This is a genomic window from Cytobacillus sp. FSL M8-0252, from assembly GCF_038007345.1.
Lineage (GTDB): Bacteria > Bacillota > Bacilli > Bacillales > Cytobacillaceae > Cytobacillus > Cytobacillus kochii.
In genome coordinates this window covers 1,753,060-1,771,985 of the sequence record NZ_JBBOWZ010000001.1, presented here as the reverse complement: position 1 = coordinate 1,771,985, position 18,926 = coordinate 1,753,060, and the positions used below count along the sequence as shown (strand labels likewise).

The 18,926-nt window shown below is 34.7% G+C and carries 18 protein-coding genes; 5 read left to right on the top strand and 13 right to left on the bottom strand.

From position 1 onward, the window contains the following. Positions 1 to 17: 17 nt before the first annotated feature. Both MKX83_RS09115 and MKX83_RS09110 read right to left on the bottom strand, forming a co-directional pair. Complete coding sequence (locus tag MKX83_RS09115; protein ID WP_095369786.1) at positions 18 to 656, bottom strand: GTP pyrophosphokinase; 639 nt, start codon at positions 654 to 656, stop codon at positions 18 to 20. A gap of 114 nt (positions 657 to 770) precedes the next feature. Further along, positions 771 to 1,145: a UPF0738 family protein gene (locus MKX83_RS09110; RefSeq protein WP_328197159.1), complete on the bottom strand. Its 375-nt coding sequence runs from the start codon at positions 1,143 to 1,145 to the stop codon at positions 771 to 773. 162 nt (positions 1,146 to 1,307) lie between these two features. On the opposite strand from MKX83_RS09110, the gene MKX83_RS09105 reads away from it, so the two are divergent. The 4 genes from MKX83_RS09105 to MKX83_RS09090 all read left to right on the top strand — a co-directional run bounded on the left by MKX83_RS09105 (position 1,308) and on the right by MKX83_RS09090 (position 4,123). After that, positions 1,308 to 1,898 carry a CYTH domain-containing protein gene (locus MKX83_RS09105; protein ID WP_322909173.1) on the top strand — a complete coding sequence of 197 codons (591 nt, stop codon included), beginning with the start codon at positions 1,308 to 1,310 and terminating at the stop codon, positions 1,896 to 1,898. 24 nt (positions 1,899 to 1,922) lie between these two features. Continuing rightward, the gene (locus MKX83_RS09100) at positions 1,923 to 2,570 is read left to right on the top strand and encodes a lytic transglycosylase domain-containing protein (protein ID WP_341055143.1); all 648 of its coding nucleotides are present in this window, start codon (positions 1,923 to 1,925) and stop codon (positions 2,568 to 2,570) included. A 276-nt stretch (positions 2,571 to 2,846) separates the two neighbouring features. After that, positions 2,847 to 3,254, top strand: a complete 408-nt coding sequence (locus MKX83_RS09095) for a globin domain-containing protein (protein WP_095369790.1) — start codon at positions 2,847 to 2,849, stop codon at positions 3,252 to 3,254. Beyond that, positions 3,251 to 4,123 carry a ClpXP adapter SpxH family protein gene (locus MKX83_RS09090; protein WP_095369791.1) on the top strand — a complete coding sequence of 291 codons (873 nt, stop codon included), beginning with the start codon at positions 3,251 to 3,253 and terminating at the stop codon, positions 4,121 to 4,123. The genes MKX83_RS09095 and MKX83_RS09090 overlap by 4 nt, the downstream gene beginning before the upstream one ends. 653 nt (positions 4,124 to 4,776) lie before the next feature. On the opposite strand, the gene pepF is transcribed toward MKX83_RS09090, so the two are convergent. The 5 genes from pepF to MKX83_RS09065 all read right to left on the bottom strand — a co-directional run bounded on the left by pepF (position 4,777) and on the right by MKX83_RS09065 (position 10,808). Continuing rightward, positions 4,777 to 6,600 (bottom strand): oligoendopeptidase F, encoded by a 1,824-nt coding sequence (gene pepF / locus MKX83_RS09085; RefSeq protein ID WP_095369792.1) that lies wholly within the window; start codon positions 6,598 to 6,600, stop codon positions 4,777 to 4,779. 115 nt (positions 6,601 to 6,715) lie between these two features. Then, positions 6,716 to 7,861, bottom strand: coding sequence for a competence protein CoiA (locus MKX83_RS09080; RefSeq protein WP_341055139.1), 1,146 nt, complete (start codon positions 7,859 to 7,861; stop codon positions 6,716 to 6,718). Between the two features lie 102 nt (positions 7,862 to 7,963). Then, positions 7,964 to 8,614 (bottom strand): adaptor protein MecA, encoded by a 651-nt coding sequence (mecA, locus tag MKX83_RS09075; RefSeq protein WP_095369794.1) that lies wholly within the window; start codon positions 8,612 to 8,614, stop codon positions 7,964 to 7,966. Between the two features lie 666 nt (positions 8,615 to 9,280). Beyond that, positions 9,281 to 9,676 (bottom strand): transcriptional regulator SpxA, encoded by a 396-nt coding sequence (gene spxA, locus MKX83_RS09070; protein ID WP_095369795.1) that lies wholly within the window; start codon positions 9,674 to 9,676, stop codon positions 9,281 to 9,283. 556 nt (positions 9,677 to 10,232) lie between these two features. Beyond that, positions 10,233 to 10,808: a GNAT family N-acetyltransferase gene (locus MKX83_RS09065; RefSeq protein WP_095369796.1), complete on the bottom strand. Its 576-nt coding sequence runs from the start codon at positions 10,806 to 10,808 to the stop codon at positions 10,233 to 10,235. Between the two features lie 241 nt (positions 10,809 to 11,049). Between MKX83_RS09065 and MKX83_RS09060 the strand changes: the two genes are divergently transcribed. Further along, complete coding sequence (locus MKX83_RS09060) at positions 11,050 to 11,235, top strand: hypothetical protein (protein ID WP_095369797.1); 186 nt, start codon at positions 11,050 to 11,052, stop codon at positions 11,233 to 11,235. 86 nt (positions 11,236 to 11,321) lie between these two features. Here the strand turns inward: MKX83_RS09060 and MKX83_RS09055 are convergent, their stop codons facing one another. From MKX83_RS09055 to MKX83_RS09030, 6 genes are all read right to left on the bottom strand, one after another. Beyond that, the gene (locus tag MKX83_RS09055) at positions 11,322 to 12,536 is read right to left on the bottom strand and encodes a putative glycoside hydrolase (protein WP_095369798.1); all 1,215 of its coding nucleotides are present in this window, start codon (positions 12,534 to 12,536) and stop codon (positions 11,322 to 11,324) included. Positions 12,537 to 12,817: 281 nt separating this feature from the next. Then, positions 12,818 to 13,753, bottom strand: a complete 936-nt coding sequence (locus MKX83_RS09050) for an ABC transporter ATP-binding protein (RefSeq protein WP_095369799.1) — start codon at positions 13,751 to 13,753, stop codon at positions 12,818 to 12,820. A gap of 3 nt (positions 13,754 to 13,756) precedes the next feature. Continuing rightward, a complete protein-coding gene (locus tag MKX83_RS09045; protein WP_095369800.1) occupies positions 13,757 to 14,824 on the bottom strand; it encodes an ABC transporter ATP-binding protein in 1,068 nt (355 codons plus the stop codon). Between the two features lie 11 nt (positions 14,825 to 14,835). Then, positions 14,836 to 15,750, bottom strand: a complete 915-nt coding sequence (locus MKX83_RS09040) for an ABC transporter permease (RefSeq protein ID WP_095369801.1) — start codon at positions 15,748 to 15,750, stop codon at positions 14,836 to 14,838. A 6-nt stretch (positions 15,751 to 15,756) separates the two neighbouring features. Continuing rightward, on the bottom strand, positions 15,757 to 16,689 hold the full coding sequence (locus tag MKX83_RS09035; RefSeq protein ID WP_341055137.1) for an ABC transporter permease: 933 nt from the start codon (positions 16,687 to 16,689) through the stop codon (positions 15,757 to 15,759). A gap of 165 nt (positions 16,690 to 16,854) precedes the next feature. Continuing rightward, on the bottom strand, positions 16,855 to 18,489 hold the full coding sequence (locus tag MKX83_RS09030) for a peptide ABC transporter substrate-binding protein (RefSeq protein WP_095369803.1): 1,635 nt from the start codon (positions 18,487 to 18,489) through the stop codon (positions 16,855 to 16,857). Positions 18,490 to 18,926: the final 437 nt, after the last annotated feature.

The following is an 18,926-nucleotide window of genomic DNA, read 5'->3' as shown; positions in this document are numbered from 1 at the left end:
TCCTCTTATTTTTCATTCTATGACTTATTCTTTTGCTGCTTTTCTTTATTTTGTGAAAAAAATGCTTGTGCATCTTGAATTTCTCCTCGAATCGATGACATTTCTTCATCTAATCTAAATGCTGCTTCAGCTGCTCTTTGTAATCTCATTTGAATATCAGATGGAAATTGGCCTTTATATTTATAATTTAATGAATGCTCAACCGTGGCCCAAAAATTCATCGCTAACGTTCTAATTTGTATTTCCGCTAATATCTTTTTCTCCCCATGGATAGTTTGTACAGGGTAAGCGATAACTACATGATAAGAGCGGTACCCACTTGCTTTTTCATGAGAAATATAATCTCTTTCTTCCACCACTTCAAAGTCATTTCTCATACGTAACAATTCTACTACCTTCATTATATCATCAACAAATTGACACATCATTCTCATACCTGCTATGTCTTGCATTTCTACATCCAACCTATTAAGTGGAATTCCTTTTTGGTTGGCTTTATCTAATATACTAGCTATAGGTTTTACCCTGCCGGTCACAAATTCTATAGGAGAGTGCTCTGGGACGAAATCAAACTGACTTCTCATCCCTTTTAGTTTCACTTTTAACTCTTCTACAGCTTGTTTATATGGCCCTAAAAATTGATCCCAATGCTTCATACATGCACCACCCTTATGTAAGTTCATTTCTCTAACTTGATTTAGTTAGAAATTTTTGCAATAAAGCGACGAAAGAAACTTAGGTACATGATTTACTCTTCATTAGTAGAGAAGTTACTCAAACATAGCCTCGACTTTCTCAACCATTTCATCTCCATAATTACTGTTACCCCGTATATTTTCAATAAGATATTGTAATTCCTCTTGAAATAAAGGTAATTTAAGCTTTTCTTTTCCATCATGCAAATACACTTCACCATTAAAAACCAATGCTTGCTTTAATTGTTGCCATAATGATTCATGTAACATGATATATGTATAATCATTATTTTTTTCTGTTATGTATATAAATGATAAATGGTCGGAATCTACTAGCATCTGTTCTCTTGGCTCGAAATCATTCACAGATAAAGTAGAGTCAATTTCTAATAATAATTCCTTTCCTTCATCATTCCATAACGCACTTTGTACTTCTACTTTTTTATTCATTTCATCTACCTCCAAACTCTTACATTTTACCATAGAAGGGGAAAAAATCTCAAAGAACATTGCAGATTATGCGATACAGCGCCATAATAATGATAAGTATTAAGAAATCATGTATCTCTCATTTGATTATACATGTAGTCGAGAGAATAGGAAGGATTAATCATGTCACAAAATATAGAAATTGAATTTAAAAATATGCTTACAGAACAGGAATTTGCTCAATTAAGAAAGCATCTTCATATAGAAGACAAAGATTTCTTCACTCAAATCAACTATTATTTTGATACGCCAACTTTCTTTTTAAAAAACGAAGGATGTGCGCTTCGAATTAGAGAAAAAAATAATCAATTCGAACTCACATTAAAGCAACCTCACCCAGATGGCTTATTAGAAACTAACCATGATCTTCAACCGGAAGAAGCAAAGCATATCATCAAACAAGGGTACATCGATAAGCAATATTTAGCTTCACTTAAAAGTGACCTCCATTTCCCTGAGGAGACGTTTAAGTTATTTGGTTCTTTATTAACAAGCCGTGCAGAAAAAAATAATGCGGACGGTTTAATCGTCCTAGATAATAGTGAATATTTAAATAAGGTGGACTTTGAATTAGAATATGAGGTTTTGAATAGGGAAAATGGCTTAAATTCCTTTAAAAAACTATTAAAAGAGATGAATATACCGATAAGAAAAACAGAGAACAAAGTGAAAAGATTATTTCGGGAAGTTCAGAAAAGAAGAATAGATGATTAACAAGGACATATGAGGAGAGTCATAATGAATATTAATCAGCTTAAACTATTAATGCAAATGCAAAGCTTACAAACCTTTCTTCCAAATACAACGCAAAACAGCAATACAACTGATTTTTCACAATTATTATCAAATTCAATTACAGCAAGAATGAATGATTCTTCTGCTGATTTCTCACAGGAGATAGGAGCAGTTCAAACGATAGCCGAAACAATGCTCACCTCTTCTCCTGTTTCTCTTCCTCCTGTACAGCTTACGAAGTTTAAAGGAGAGAATAGTGATCAATCAATTCAAGATATCATTCATCAAGCTGCATCCGCCTATAACGTACCAACTGAATTAATTACTGCTGTTATTCAACAAGAGTCCAACTTTAATCCGAATGCAGTTAGTTCAGCAGGCGCGAGTGGTTTGATGCAATTAATGCCCGAAACAGCTAAGTGGCTTGGTGTGAATGATAGATTTGATGCCACCCAAAATGTTATGGCAGGAACAAAATATTTAAGACAAATGCTTGATCGTTATGGGAATAATACCGAGCTTGCTTTAGCAGCATATAATGCTGGTCCTGGTAATGTTGATAAGTATAATGGCATCCCACCTTTTAAAGAAACACAAAACTATGTTCAAAAGGTGACAGAGAATTTACTAAACCAAAAACAATTTGTCTAAGTATCGTAGTGACTTCATTTTTGAGTCACTACTTTTTTGTTTTAGAAATCCAACCTCGAGAATCATCCTCCGTACTTGTTTTCCAAGAGATCTGCCCCATATAATAGAACTGAAAATACCTGCATACTGAATATTAATTCGTGGCACAAAGCTATTTGTTTGAGATATAGCCGTTACATTGATAAAATAATATCAAAACATGAAGGAATTATGTCTAGCTGATGAAATAATCATCGCTTTTATTAACATACTTTTGTTTAAAGGGGTTCTATCACAATGGTCGAGAATATCAATACTCCGTTCGACGCGTTAGGTGAGGAAAAACTTCACCTACTTGTTGAAGCATTTTATAAACGGGTTGGACAACATCCTGAGCTCGTCCCAATCTTTCCTGACGATCTAACTGAAACAATTAGAAAACAAAAGCAGTTTCTGACACAATTTTTAGGCGGCCCGCCATTATATACCTCAGAACACGGTCACCCGATGCTGAGAGCACGGCACCTACCTTTTGCCATCACAATGACACGTGCGAAGGCATGGCTCTCTTGTATGGAGGATGCAATGAATGAAGTCGAATTGGATACACGCTTGAAAGAAGGATTTCTCGAGAGACTGACTCTCACAGCACAACATATGGTAAATACACCTGAAAAAGATGAATTAGAGGGTGATGACAAATGAATCATGAAGAATTTGAAAGTAAATCTGTCTCACCACATTGTCATGGTAGTGAAAATAAGCCGTTAGAAATCTATATGTTTATTGATCCGCTATGCCCAGAATGTTGGAGTTTAGAGCCGATAATTAAAAAACTGTCTGTAGAATATGGTCGGTATTTTTCTCTCAAGCATGTAATAAGTGGGAAGCTCAATGCTTTAAATAGAGGCAAAAGACAAAACTACGACCAATTAGTTGAACAATGGGAGAAAACCGCTAGTCGATCAGGGATGTCATGTGACGGCTCTGTTTGGTACGAAAATCCGGTATTATCCCCTCAGTTAGCCTCCATTGCCATTAAGGCAGCCGAACTACAGGGCAGAAAAGCCGGCATTCGTTTTTTGAGAAAACTTCAAGAGAAGTTGTTTCTCGAAAAGAAAAACGTATCAGACTTTGATGTATTAAAAGAATGCGCCAGCCAAATTGGCTTAGACGTAGTTGAATTTGTAACCGATATACATTCAGAAAGTGCTGCAAAAGCATTTCAATGTGATGTAAAGATTACAGCTGAGATGGATGTAGAAGAAATTCCAACGATGGTGTTCTTCAATGAAAACATTGAAGATGAAGGCATAAAAGTTACAGGGCAGTACAGCTTTGATGTGTATGAGCAAATACTAAAGGAAATGGTTCCATATAGACTCGAACCTTCTCCATTACCTGACATAGAGCTGTTTATTAAACATTATAAACTTGTCGCAACTTCAGAAATAGCAGTCGTCTATAATATGACGGAGCAAGAAGTAAATAAAGAAATGAAAAAACTTCAACTGAAGCAAGTGGTCGAGCAAGTACCTGCAAAGCACGGATCTTTTTGGAAATCACTAGACTGATGATACTTATCATCAGTCTTTTTTATGCCGTGGTAAAGGGCGGACTAAAAGGAAAAACCTCACCATTACAGTATGAAGCGTCTCCCCTATTCATGCTCACACTCCCTGTTAATCGCCTAACATGACAAAATTAGTTCTCTCTTCTATTGTTCACACCATTGGCTTCTCTTGTAAGTGAAACGAAACTTCTATCTAATGCTGTTTATCGTTAATTGCAATGCCTGTTTCTTAGTCAAAATGGTTTGTAAGACCCAATCAAGTGGGGAATCAGTTTATGGATGGTATGTCATATTTATTTTTCTTAAAAACATAAGTCAATCAACCTTCAATCCACATAGTAAAAAACCCTACACTCTCTCATGAGGCGTAGGGTTTTTCATGTAAATATATTTAACAAAGGGGATGGGAGAAATTTTTCACGATCAAACAAAGGGGTAAATTGTTTGTTTGTGATTAACTTCACAATACAAATATACCATGGCTTTTTTAAGCTCGCAATAGTTTGTGTACCATTTCACATTATTGTCAAATTCTCTACTACTCATAGTGAACTGCCATTATTATTAGAAAACATCTTGTCTTTTTTCATTACTTTTTGTTTACTTTAAAGTTAGCAGCCTAAATCATTTGATAAAGGCTGCTAGATAAAAATATTAAATCGTTTCTAACAATTGTTCCATCTCATTTAACTTTTCTTCAAACACTTTACATGCTGCCTTAATCGGTTCTGAACTTGTCATATCCACACCCGCTTTTTTAAGCACTTCTATCGGGTAATCAGAACTACCTGCTTTAAGGAAACCAATAAAGCGATCAACTGCCGGTTTTCCTTCTGTTAAAATTTGCTCACTTAAAGCCGTTGCAGCACTATAACCGGTAGCATATTGGTATACATAATAATCGTAATAGAAGTGAGGGATTCTTGACCATTCTAATCCAATTTCCTCATCAATAATGATATCCTCACCACCAAAGTATTTCTTGTTCAGTTCATAATACTTTTCAGTAAGTGCATCTGCTGTTAAAGCTTCATTATTTTGAGCCATTTGGTGAATCTCATGCTCAAATTCTGCAAACATCGTTTGACGGAATACTGTTCCTCTAAACCCTTCTAAGAAATGATTGAGTAAGAATAAACGTTTTTTATCATCATCAATCGTTTTTAATAAATGATCATTTAATAACGCCTCATTACAAGTTGATGCTACTTCAGCCACAAAAATGGAATAATCACCATAAGCATATGGTTGCGACTTACGTGTGTAATAACTATGAACAGAATGACCAAATTCATGTGTTAATGTGAAGAGGTTATTGATATTATCTTGCCAATTAAGGAGGATATAAGGATTCGTACCATAAGCACCAGAAGAATAGGCACCACTTCTCTTCCCTTTATTCTCCCAAACATCCACCCAGCGATTCTGTAGACCCTCTTCCAAAATACTGCGATATTCCTCACCTAAAGGAGCTAAGCCTTCAATCATTAGCTTTTTGGCTTCATCATAAGTAATCGCCATTTTTACATCCTTTACTAAAGGTGTGTAGAGATCATACATGTGCAATTCATCTAATTGCAAAACTTTTTTCCTTAGTTTCACATATCGATGAAGCAAATGAAGATGATCATTAATCGTGCTTACTAATTGATCATAAACAGATTCTGGTATATTATTCGCTGATAAAGCGGCATGTCGAGCTGATTGATAGTTTCGTACCTTTGCATTGAAATTATTTCTTTTCACATTTCCACTTAACGTACTAGCGAATGTATTACGAAACTGTCCATAGGTTGTATACATCGCACGAAAAGCATCTCGACGTACACGCTGATCATCACTCTCTAGGAAGTTGATAAATCGACCGTGTGTCACTTCAACCTCTTCTCCCTCTTCGTTTTTAATCGATGGGAATGTTAAATCAGCATTATTTAACATTCCAAAAGTATTACTTGATGCATCCATTACTTCTGATGCTTGTGCAAGTAAGGCTTCTTTTTCCGCTGTAAGTACATGAGGACGTTGAAGATTGATTTCTTCAAGTGCATGTTCATACATTTTTAATTCTTCTTTCTCGGCTATATACTGTGCTAATTGATCTTCATCAATGGCAAGAATTTCTGGCACTATGAAAGCAAGTTCACTAGCAACCACTGAATACAGCCCTTTGATTTTATCATCTAAACTTTGATACGTTGCATTTGTTGTATCTTGATCATATCTCATTCTTGCATATGTAAAGAGCTTCACAATACGAGAAAGTAAGTGATCTTGATATTGTAAAACATCATAAAGAACCTCTGCACCTTCATGCAACATCCCTTTAAACTTGCCTGCTTCTTTAGATAACTCTTTTACTTCATTAAATTCTTTATTCCATTCATCGTCACTTGAAAAAATATCTTCAAGACGCCAAGTTTCTTCAACTGGAACCTCGTTTCTTGTTGGTAGTTTCTTAACTGTAGAATCGTTAGCCATATTGTTTTCCTCCTACATTCATTATGTTAAAAATTACTATCTGTTACTATCTTACATCAAATGAAAGTAATTGTTCAGTATTATGTTTCACCAATTGATTTAAAATACTTCAATATCAACTTAATGCCATTTTCATAATTATTTCCCCTTCTGCCTTACTTATTTTCTTATTTTTCATATCAGAAGACCTGATTTGAAATTTGGTACCGTCGATTTTCTCAATTATTTTTATAGTGTATAAAAGATGTAAATAAGCATCGATTATTTCTTTAAGATCTATGGGTACCTCTACACGTATACGAATATCTTTTCTCTCCAAGCGGCATTGCATGGAATCATATGCATCTTCTATAGAAAATAACTCTTCATGGCGTAATATATCTATAAAAATATATGTTTGCCACTGAATTGGTGAAGTACTCAGCTTAGCACTCCCCCTTACAGGAAGACCACAAAAATCTGGTAGATTTCCCATATGAAGCCCGCAACGGTAGATTTCATCTTTAAATCGTTTAGAAAATGAGCTATATTTAAAGCTTCCATACCTTTTTATATTCTCCCTTTCTTGCAACCAAGAAGAAAAGTCCATTCTCATTCTATTAATTCTTAGATTCAATAATTCGTACAAATTATTCGAGCGAAGTGGCTTTAGATCTATATGGGCAAAAGACTTTTTCGTAGAAATTGGTAGGAGATGAGAAAGTATATACAAATTTTCTGTATCAACGTTTAAAATAGGGATAATAAATTTTTTAGCGGAAGTTTGCTGAAGAAAAGAATAATGAAAAGCGGTTAAAGAAAATAAATGATTTCCTATAGTATGGAGCTGTTGGTGGGATAATATCCACAGTGGTTTTATTCCTGACTTTATATAGCCATTTGTACGCTTATGAACTATTTTTGTAGGAATTATTGAACATTGAAACTCAATGGCATAAACAAGTCCGTTATGTTCAAAGCTGAGATCCGCCCTTTGATGGATGTTAGCGAAATATTTTTCAACCTCAACATTTTTATAGTATTTTCTTAATAAATCGTATAACAATAATTTACCTTTTAAGTGGACTTCTGACTCTTTTTCATATGATTCAAAGCATTGACTATGCGGTTTATGAGCAAAGTGAGACTTTTTAAAGATGCCATTTTTTAAAATGACAACATCCTTACACTCTGGACAGTAAAAAGACTTTTCCTTATATTTACCGTATTGAACATCTTGGGCATTAATAAGTTTGCCATCATTCGTTATTGCCTTTAACAATGTATGTTCACATCCTTTCTATACATTCTATCTTCTCCCCTATCATTCTTTATTCCTGCATAAAAAGAAAAGACCGACTTCTTAAAGAAATCGGCTTTTTTATTAAAAGTATTTTTTTAGTTCAATTAAAGCATTTTCAGCGATAATTACCTTTCCATATTCAGAAATCACGTGGATGGTTGTATCTGTTTCATGCCCATATTCAAGTAGTATACTTAGAATATTATCAATTTCATCCTCTTCGAATTGTTCCTCGGGAAATTCGACGATTAAATAATAGTTATTCTTGTATGAACGCAGTTGCGTATGAACATTTCCTAGTTCCACTCTCTTGGATAATGAAATGATATCCTCAAAGTCTCTAAAGGCAATAACGAAATCTAATTTTTCTTCCGCTTCCTCTTCTTCATTTTCCTGTAATTGATCAAGCATTGCTTCTACTCTTTCATCTACAGCAAAATCCTTCATTTTTTCATCAGAAACAGGGAGCTCTAACTTTTGTCCGTCTTTAGATAACTGCGCCTTCGTTACTAAGATTTCTAATCCTTTATCGAGTGCTTGAACTTGAATCCACAATGGACCTTCCATCACAAAATCTTCTTCTGTGTGAACCTCATCCATCATATCCCAAAAAAGTTCTTCACTTCTCTCTCGGTTGTACCATATTTCATCACGATCAAAGCCTCTTTCCTCAATATCAATATATGAGATATAAAACTTCACCGTGTTTTCATTAATTCTCTCGATTTCCACTTAGCAACTCTCCCTTCTTGCTTTTTGTGAAGGGATTATAACCCCTAATTTGTACTACTTTACTACCATTTACCCTATTTCAAGAAAATTATTCTTTTAGTGATCATTCTAGCAAGAATAATGAGAAAATAATGTGTAACAACAGATATACCTATTATGTTTTACCTTTTGTTATATTTTATGATAAATATGCTGTAAAGGGAATGCCCAAAAATACAATTGGCAAAAAACGAATGAATGCCTATATTCGTTAATACAATATATATTTATTGTGTTTGTATTTTATCAAAAAAACCTGTCCCCTACAAGAAACAAGCTTAGGCTGATGAAAAGCTTTTTTTCGCTATTGATTTGTGATAAAACACTGTAATGGCCTTTGGAAATAATCGAGTATGAATAACAGTAAAATGATTAGTACGAATATCATGGGGCAGAAATGTGGTTCTTCTATTATGTATCAGAAATATCTTCTAGTGTATAGACTAAAGAATTTGGTTCGGCTATCTTTACTGTATCTCTGGAGATGGATGCGCAATGCTTTTTTCAAAACTTATTCAAAAATTATTTGAAAGAAACTAAAAAACGAACAAATCGTAAAAAAGGATTTGTTCGTTTTCATTTAGCATACTTAGGATTAAATGTGAAGTTAAGTGAGTACGATTGGTTTTAGTTAACCAACTTTTGAGCCTCACGTAGATGATACGTACGAACCTTCCTAGGAAGGAAGCGTCGAATTTCATCTTCATTATAACCTACTTGTAATCTTTTCTCATCTAAGATAATCGGTCTTCTTAATAATCCAGGGTTATCTCTTATCAATTCAAATAAATCCTGTAAAGGCATCGTTTCAAGATTAACATCCAATTTTTGGAATGTTTTAGAACGTGTTGAAATAATCTCATCTGTTCCATCTTCTGTCATACGAAGGATTTCTTTAATTTCATCAATTGCTAAAGGTTCTGAGAAAATATTTCTTTCTTTGTATGCAATATCGTTTGCCTCTAACCATGCTTTTGCTTTTCTACATGATGTACAACTTGGTGAAGTGTATAATGTGACCATTTTACAATTTCACACTCCTTAGAAATTTAAAGTATATTTTATTCGCCGTAATTGTTTAATTATGCTATTCTTACTGATTGTTACACTTGTTTCCGTTTTCAATGAACAGGCTTACTTTCTCATTGAGAATAATCCACTAGGCTGTAACTATTGTTGTAATTTATAATTAATTTAAATAAGCTGTTCCACTTCATTATACACCATCTGTGGAACAGATGATATATATTTTTCTATTCTTCATACACTTAAATGCCAATTAAACAATTAACTTCTGCCTTAGTGAATCTATAATATAAGACGTTTTCATTTAAAAAAGGTTTCATGAAATATTGATTTTTTTATTTGTTCACAAACTGTTCAATTATAGAATAATGAAATCTGTTACTATTTAACCTATATAACTATGATAGACATTTACCCCTTTTTTTTAAGAATAAACATTTACTTTCTCAATAATCGACTTTAAATGAAAAAAACTTTATAAGAAAATGATGTTGAGCCATTCTTTACCTAAAAAGAAATCCCGAACATTGAGGTTGTTCGGGATTTCTTTGGATTAAATATCTTTCAAAAGATCATTATTATTGTCATTCTCAGAAAAAGTAAGGACTTCATCTACTGGTTGATATGATGCTCCATAGAATTGAGTATCCTTGTAAGTATGAATCAATTCATATGTTTTAATCATTGCATCGAAAATCATTTCTTCCGTTTCATTATTAGGTGCCCAGAATAAAATTTCCATTGCATTCACTTCATTTGTTGCAAGAGATCGACGACGGTAACCTATAGATTGAGCGTGCTCAAAGCCTTCTCTTTTATAAAATTTCAAGCGTTTCTCCGTATCAGTATCTTCATAATCAACAGGTTCAACTTCTAAAATAATCGGTTTGCCTTTTTCCTTTAATTGATCAATTAATTTATGTCCTAAACCTTGTCCTCTTGAATCTTTGGACACAAACAGGTAGTCGATAAAGACAAAAGTTTCAAGTTCAACATACATTAACACATGCATTGGACCCTCATCTTTATGATAAATATCAGGTCGCTCTTTCAAAAGTGTTTCCATATGCTCTTTTGACTTCATCTCTTCTACAGGAAAATACTGATTCAATTTTTCATACCAATGCATGGACCAAACCCCTTTATTATTTAAATATTTCCAGTCGTGATAAACTTCCAGCTTTCTCTTCTTGTATAAGAAAATCGTATAAATAAGTCATCATTCACGTATAAATAAACTAAGTTGTAACGCTCTATCAAAGTATTTGTGATTTTCATTCTTTTCATTCTTTAATAAATGCTTTATTATTAGAAATAGAACATCATCAGAATAACTTGAATTTTCCGAAAAGAAAATTGGAGGTTTATCAATGATTGGTTACTTTTCAGACTTGATTATCGTTTCATTGCTCATACTCAGTTTAACTTCCCTCTTAGGTGTACTAATAAACAGCTTGGGAATAAAATTATTTGGCGGCAAGAAAAAATCCGAATTCGTAGACCAATCTGCATTTATGCAAACCGGATGGAAAAACGTGGGCGGAAAGAAGAAATAATCCTCATCCTATATACTATGATAACGCATACACAATAAGTGTCAAATAATAAGCAGCTGATAAACATACTATCAGCTGCTTATTTTTTAATTTAATGGGGTATAATCAACATTTTCTGTATAATGATTGCCGGCATTCCACAATAAGAATTCGTCAATTCCTTCCTCATTCAAAGCCCTAATTTGATCCTCTATTTCTTGCTTACCATAAGGCTTGTAATTACCGGTACCTAAATAAGATGCAGTAAAATCCTGTAGCCAAGGTCTAGAAATAGGCGGAGAAGCTAGTTCCTCCCGTTTGGCATTCTCTACCTTTGCGTACTCTTTAATAAGCTTGTAAGGTTCTAAATCTGGTTTTTGAATCCCAAAGTATGGCCCCCAGTGGCTCGGATAGATCATTGAAGATATGACATCCACATGTTCTGAGATTTTTGAGAAGTTCTGTCCAATCCCAGGTGCCTCTGGTAAAGTAGCCGTATAACCAAAAATATCAACAGATACTTTGACACCATAAGGCTCTAACTGTTCTTTCGCAAACTTAACGAAGTCTGTAACAGCATCTACTCTCAGCTGCACATCATCTTTACCGTTCGTATACTTTCCTTTACCATACTTCAATGAATCAGCCATATGCTCAAATCCTTCAGGGAAACGAACATAATCAAATTGAATTTCCTGGAATCCCATTTTAGCTGCTTCTATAGCAATATCTACATTATATTGCCACACTTCTTCCATAAACGGATTAACAAAGGCTTCTCCTCTTCCGTTTGTCCATACTTTATTTCCTTCTTTATACGACCATTCAGGCTTTAACTTGGCTAGTGTTGAATCCTTAAAAACAACGACCCTCGCAATAGGGTAAATCTCTTTTTCTTCTAATGTCGTTAACATCTCTTTCGTATCTTTTATATAAGGTTCGACAATATCCTTATATTTACTATCATCTTCCGGCTGGTATGTAAGATTTCCCCAATCATCTTTAATATCAATAACCATCGCATTTAATTCTGTCTTATCAACAAAATTTGATAACCGTTCAAAATTTGCTCCTCCTGCCGATGGACCAGTAACATAAATACCTCTAATAGCATCTGGGTAGGTAAAGTCGTAGCCTGAATCGTATGTAAACCGTTTCATTTGTTCAGGTAATTCCATAAAAAAACCAGCATATTCTTTCTGTGCATGAAGCTGATAACTTTGTTGTTCAGCATTCGCATGGTCTAATTGTGGCACTACACTTAATAAAAGTAAGAAAAAAGCAACTTTAATCGCCCTCACTATTTTTCCCTCCTCATCCATATATTTTCTTTTTCTTATCTCCTATTCTACTAGAAGTTAAACCCAATGCAAAAGAAAATAGTAATAATGAGAAATATTTTAATTTTTGCGATAGTAATTTCATACAAACTATTGTATACTATATTCATACATTTTAGTGATTGAAAGCACTAAACATATTCCTAATATTCATATTTTTCCTAACTGAATATTTGTTCCGAAAATAATTCTTTAGGTTGGAGGCAGGTCTTAAGCAGATTTAATCAACGAAAAAACGACCTCAATAAGAGATCGCTTTTAAGTTAACTTTTATGATCTTTTTGGTATTGTGCAAATTCTTTTTCAGAACAGAAAACAAAGTGACCAGGACGAACTTCACGCATTTCAACCTTCTCATCAGCACTATATTGATGAACAGCTGGGTCATATGCTTTTCGCTGACGTGTTCTTTCTGACTCTGGATCAGGTAATGGAATAGCAGATAATAATGATTGTGTATAAGGGTGCATAGGATTGCTATACAACTCTTCCGCTGTGGCAAGTTCAACTAGCTTACCAAAGTACATCACACCAATTCTATCACTAATATACTTAACCATTGACAAATCATGAGCAATGAATAAGTAAGTTAACCCTTTTTCACGCTGAAGTTTTTTCATTAAGTTAACAACTTGTGCCTGAATAGATACGTCAAGAGCAGAAATCGGTTCATCAGCAATAATGAATTCAGGTTCAACAGCTAGCGCTCTAGCAATACCGATACGCTGTCTTTGTCCACCAGAGAACTCATGTGGATAACGGTTAGCATGCTCTTTATTTAAGCCTACTGTTTCAAGTAACTCATAGACGCGTTCCATACGCTCTTTTTTCGACTTTGCAAGCCCATGAATATCAATACCTTCAGCAATGATATCCGCAACCGTCATACGAGGATTTAAGGATGCATAAGGGTCTTGGAAAATCATCTGCATTTTACGGTTAAATGCTTTTAGTTGATTGGTTGACTTTTTACCATGAACATTTTCACCATTAAATAAAACTTGTCCATCAGTGGCATTATACAAGCGTATAATTGTTCTACCGGTCGTTGATTTCCCACAACCTGACTCACCAACTAGACCAAGGGTTTCACCTTTGTAAATATCAAAAGTAATACCATCAACCGCTTTAACCATATTCGATTTACCAACATTAAAATGTTGTTTTAGATTTTTTATTTCAACTAATTTCTCTGCCATAACTTAAATACCCTCCTTCACAATTACTGGTTTATCAAAATTGGAGGACATTTGACGTTGACGCAACTTCACCGCTGCAGGTGGTTCAACATGAGGTGCATCAGGGTGTAACAACCAAGTTTTCGCAAAATGTGTTTCAGAAATTTGAAACATTGGTGGTTCTTCCTCGTAATCAATGGCTAATGCATATTTGTTCCTTGCAGCAAATGCATCACCAATTGGCGGATTTGTTAAGTCTGGTGGCGTACCAGGAATGGCAGCTAATTCATCTTTTGTATCATTATCAACACTTGGCATAGAAGCAAGTAGTCCCCAAGTATAAGGGTGCTTCGGATCATAAAAGATTTCATCTACTGTGCCTATTTCAACGATTTGACCAGCATACATAACAGCTACACGATCTGCCACATTGGCAACAACGCCTAGATCATGAGTGATAAAGATAATAGATGTGTCCATTTTCGCTTGTAACTCTTTCATTAACTCTAAAATTTGAGCTTGAATAGTTACATCAAGAGCAGTTGTAGGTTCATCAGCAATCAGTAATTTAGGGTTTGTAGCCAAGGCTATAGCTATCATTGCACGCTGTCTCATACCACCTGAGAATTCATGCGGATATTGATTTACTCGTTTATCAGGCATCGGAATACCAACTAGTTCTAATAACTTTATTGCACGTTTTTTAGCATCTGCTTTAGATAATCCTTGGTGCTTAATCAAACCTTCCATGATTTGATTACCAACTTTCATTGTTGGGTTTAATGAAGTCATTGGATCCTGGAAAATCATACTTATATCTTTACCGCGTATGTTTTCCATTTCTTTTTCTGATTTAGGTACAATATCATCACCATAGAAAAGAATTTCTCCACCAGTAATTTGTCCTGGAGGCATTGGAATTAGTTTCATTAGTGTTTGTGAAGTAACACTTTTACCTGAACCTGATTCACCAACAATAGCTAATGTCTCACCTTTATGAAGGTCAAAGCTAACACCACGAACAGCTTGTACCGTCCCTCCATAAGTTTGGAATGAGACTTTTAGATCTTTTACTTCGAGAATTTTTTCCATGTTCTCACTCCTTATTTACGGCTTCTTGGGTCGAGTGCGTCACGTAGACCATCACCGACTACATTGAATGCAAAAATGGTTAAACAAATAAAGATCGCAGGGAAGAATAATCGCCATGGGTAATATCTTAACGCTGGTAAACCATCATTGGCCATTGTACCCCAACTCGCTAGAGGCGGTGTTAAACCTAATCCTAGGAATCCAAGATAAGCTTCTGTAAAGATCGCAGAAGGAATTGTTAATGTCATTGTAACTAAAATTGGACCCATTGAGTTTGGAATTAAATGTTTACCCATAATTCTTGTTGTATTTGCACCTAAAGTTTTAGAAGCAAGAACAAATTCTTGATTCTTCAAGCTAAGTACTTGCCCTCGAACAATCCGGGACATATTAATCCATCCGGTTATTGTCATAGCAATAATCATCGTACTTAAACTTTGGCCAAGCACAACCATTAACAAGATAACTAATAACAAGTAAGGAATGCCTGATAAAACATCGGCACCACGCATCATTATTTCATCGGTTCTACCACCTTTGTATCCGGCGATTCCGCCCCAGGCAACACCAATAAATAAATCGATTAACGCAGCTGCAACACCGATAAAGATCGAAATTCTAGCACCTTCCCACGTACGAGCAAACATATCTCGTCCAAGATCATCGGTACCGAACCAATGCTCAGCAGAAGGTGGCTGATTTTTATTTGTTAAATCATTTGACTTATAGTCATATTCTGTCATATATGGTCCAAAGATTGCCATGAAGATGAGAATAATAAGTAGGACTATACCAAACATAGCAAGCTTATTTTTTCGGAATCTAATGAAGACATCTTTCCAAAATGAAAGACTTGGCTTCGAAATCTTTTCGGCATCATCTAATTGTGTGCCGACAACTTTGAATTTATCATTCGCACTTTGCATGATTTATTATTCTCCTTTCTTCCCAGCTAGTTTAATCCTTGGGTCGATGATTCCATACGCAATATCCACTAGGAGAATAGCTAATAGTAAAAGAATACTATAAAACACTGTCACACCCATTATTACTGTATAATCACGATTTTTAATACTTGTTACGAAGTGGAAACCTAACCCTGGAATACCGAAAATCTTCTCGATAACAAAGCTACCTGTTAAAACACCAGCAGTTAATGGTCCTAAATAAGTAACTACCGGAAGAAGAGCATTTCTCATTGCGTGCTTAACTGTAATTACTCCACCGCTCAAGCCTTTTGCTTTAGCAGTTTTAATATAATCATTTGCTAATACCTCAATCATACTAGATCGTGTGAGTCTTGCGATATAAGCCATCGGTCCTGCTGCAAGTGCAAGAGCTGGCAAAATGGTATGCATAAATGATTCCCAACGAGCTACCGGGAATATTTGCAATTTTATTGCTAAGAAATATTGTAAAAATGTTGCCATAATGAATGATGGCACGGATATGCCTAAAACAGCAACAGCCATTGTTGAATAATCTTGCCATTTATTTTGCCTTAAAGCAGCGATTACACCAAATAAAACACCTAAGGCAACGGCAATTAGTATTGCTTGAAAGCCTAATACAAAAGATACAGGGAATCCTTCTGTGATTAAATCATTAACTGTTTGACTTTTGTATTTAAAAGATGGGCCAAAATCCCATGTTACTACATTGATTAGATAATCAAAATATTGTTGATACCATGGCTGATCTAAGCCATAATGTGCTTGTAAATTCGCTTCAATTTCTGGTGGTAGTTTCTTTTCTGAAGCAAACGGGTTTCCAGGTGCAATGCGCATAAGGAAAAATGTTGCCGTTACAATTAGCCATAATGAAATTATCATATATAACAGACGTTTTCCTATATATTTCGTCATTGTCCAACACCTCCAATTGATTTTACTGAGGTCAGTATGTCTACAACTGCAAAGCTCATAATAGATAATATAATACATTTTTACCATTAGAAGGATAATACCTATTACAAGAACGAAGGTATATAGGAAGTTTCATCCCATATACCTTACATTTAAAAGATCAAATTATTCAAAGTGAGCCCACTTAAATTGAACATCGCCTAATCCAGATACAAAAACATCATTTAGGTTATCATCTTTAACCCAGTTATTTGTATAGAAATAAATTGGTGCAACCGGCATTGCTTCCATAAAGATTGCCTCTGCATCCTTTAATAATTGTTGACGCTTTTCAGCATCTGTTTCAGTTTGTGATTGTTCAAGTAATTTTTGGAATTCAGGATCTTCCCAACCAGTGTTGTTATTTCCACCGTCAGCATCTTTGTACATTTCCAAGAAGTTCATAGCGTCATTGAAGTCACCTAACCAACCCATACGAGCAATTTGGAAGTCTCCACTATTTACACTATCAAGGAAAACATTCCACTCAGCATTATCTAGAGTTACATTAATTCCAAGATTTTCACTCCACATATCTTGAATGGCTTGAGCAATCTTTTGATGTGCTTCAGATGTGTTATAAGAAAGCTTGATTTCTGGTAATTCTGATGCATCGCTTAATCCTAATTCTTCAAGACCTTTATTTAAGAATTCTTTAGCAGTTTCAACATCATTATCAGGGAAGTACCCTTCTTCATTTTCTGGGAACATCGTAGGTGGAACGATTGCCATAGCTGGAAGTTGTTCCCCTTGTGTAATGTTATTAATAATTGAATCACGATTAATTGCGTGAGTTAAAGCTTTTCTAATATTTTCATTATCTAATGGTTCAATAGTAGTATTGAATTTGTAGTTATAAACACCGGCAATTGCTTGTGTTTCTAATCTACCATCATCTTTAAGTGCTTGCATTGCATCTGTTGGAAGAGCTCCTGTCGGAGAACCTGCCCAATCCAATTCACCATTATCAAACATAGATAATTCAGTATTTGGATCATTAATCATGTACATTTCAATTTTATCTAATTTTACAGTGTCTTTATCCCAATAAGTGTCGCTCTTTTCAAGAGTGATTTGGTCACTATGAGACCATTCAGCTAAGTGGAAAGGTCCGTTTGTCGTATAATTTTCACCAGCATCTGTTGCCCAGTCTGGATTTTCTTTTGCGATTTTACTATTTACTGGTAAATAAGTATAGAAAGCTGTTAGTTCAAGAAAGTAAGGTGTTGGGTTTGCTAGTGTAACTTCTAAAGTTTTTTCATCTACAGCTTTAACGCCAACATCATCTAAGCTACCTTCTCCTGTGTTAGCAGCTTCTGCACCTTCAACATAATATAGTTGATACGCATATGTTGATTGATTAGCTGGGTCTAATGCCCATTTCCATGCATATTCGAAATCTTCTGCAGTTACAGGATCTCCATTTGACCATTGTGCATCTTCACGGATATTAAATGTGTATGTTTTTTGGTCTTCTGAGATTTCCCAATCTTCTGCCATAGCGGCTGCTGGTTTATCGTCTTGACCAATTCGAGTTAATCCTTCTAATACGTTACGAAGAACAGTACCAGAAGTAGAATCTTCAGCCAAACCTGGATTTAATGAAGGTGGTTCAGTATTAATATTTACTTTTAATTCTTGAGGTACATCACTACCTCCATCGCCACCATCTGCATTGTCATCGCCTCCGCCAGCGCAAGCTGCTAGAACCATGCTAGCTAAAAGTAGCATACTTAAAAAGATTGACCATCTTTTTTTCACGGTGAAACCCCCTATTTTTAATTCAAACGATTCTTCACAGAAATAACAGTTGTTCACATAGAGTAGATTGATGAAAAAATCAAACAATTTTTATTATAAAAAAAGAGTTGATTCCTTTATGCATACTAAGGAAAGTAAGTTTATTTTGATAGAACAAATTCCCTCTATTCAGATAATTCAGCTTGAATATTAAAATTTGTATCTATTAGACTACGATAAACTCACCTTTTCATCATTCCATCTACCTGTAACCGAACAAAATGTAATATGTTTGTAAAGATGTCGTTTGGTAGGTTTTATTATAGTTTCTTTAAAAGTTTATTTCAAGCCCGTTTTAAATAATCTAAATTATCTATATTTTTTCAAAAAAATGTCGAAACATGTATTATTATTGTCATGTAAGGGTTTTCATAAGTTTTTATTGGTATATAACAAAT

Bases quoted from the DNA above. Each gene is read 5' to 3' on its own strand.
- MKX83_RS09115 (WP_095369786.1), bottom strand. From the start codon at position 656: ATGAAGCATTGGGATCAATTTTTAGGGCCATATAAACAAGCTGTAGAA.
- MKX83_RS09110 (WP_328197159.1), bottom strand. From the start codon at position 1,145: ATGAATAAAAAAGTAGAAGTACAAAGTGCGTTATGGAATGATGAAGGA.
- MKX83_RS09105 (WP_322909173.1), top strand. From the start codon at position 1,308: ATGTCACAAAATATAGAAATTGAATTTAAAAATATGCTTACAGAACAG.
- MKX83_RS09100 (WP_341055143.1), top strand. From the start codon at position 1,923: ATGAATATTAATCAGCTTAAACTATTAATGCAAATGCAAAGCTTACAA.
- MKX83_RS09095 (WP_095369790.1), top strand. From the start codon at position 2,847: ATGGTCGAGAATATCAATACTCCGTTCGACGCGTTAGGTGAGGAAAAA.
- MKX83_RS09090 (WP_095369791.1), top strand. From the start codon at position 3,251: ATGAATCATGAAGAATTTGAAAGTAAATCTGTCTCACCACATTGTCAT.
- pepF (WP_095369792.1), bottom strand. From the start codon at position 6,600: ATGGCTAACGATTCTACAGTTAAGAAACTACCAACAAGAAACGAGGTT.
- spxA (WP_095369795.1), bottom strand. From the start codon at position 9,676: ATGGTCACATTATACACTTCACCAAGTTGTACATCATGTAGAAAAGCA.
- MKX83_RS09065 (WP_095369796.1), bottom strand. From the start codon at position 10,808: ATGCATTGGTATGAAAAATTGAATCAGTATTTTCCTGTAGAAGAGATG.
- MKX83_RS09060 (WP_095369797.1), top strand. From the start codon at position 11,050: ATGATTGGTTACTTTTCAGACTTGATTATCGTTTCATTGCTCATACTC.
- MKX83_RS09055 (WP_095369798.1), bottom strand. From the start codon at position 12,536: ATGGATGAGGAGGGAAAAATAGTGAGGGCGATTAAAGTTGCTTTTTTC.
- MKX83_RS09050 (WP_095369799.1), bottom strand. From the start codon at position 13,753: ATGGCAGAGAAATTAGTTGAAATAAAAAATCTAAAACAACATTTTAAT.
- MKX83_RS09045 (WP_095369800.1), bottom strand. From the start codon at position 14,824: ATGGAAAAAATTCTCGAAGTAAAAGATCTAAAAGTCTCATTCCAAACT.
- MKX83_RS09040 (WP_095369801.1), bottom strand. From the start codon at position 15,750: ATGCAAAGTGCGAATGATAAATTCAAAGTTGTCGGCACACAATTAGAT.
- MKX83_RS09035 (WP_341055137.1), bottom strand. From the start codon at position 16,689: ATGACGAAATATATAGGAAAACGTCTGTTATATATGATAATTTCATTA.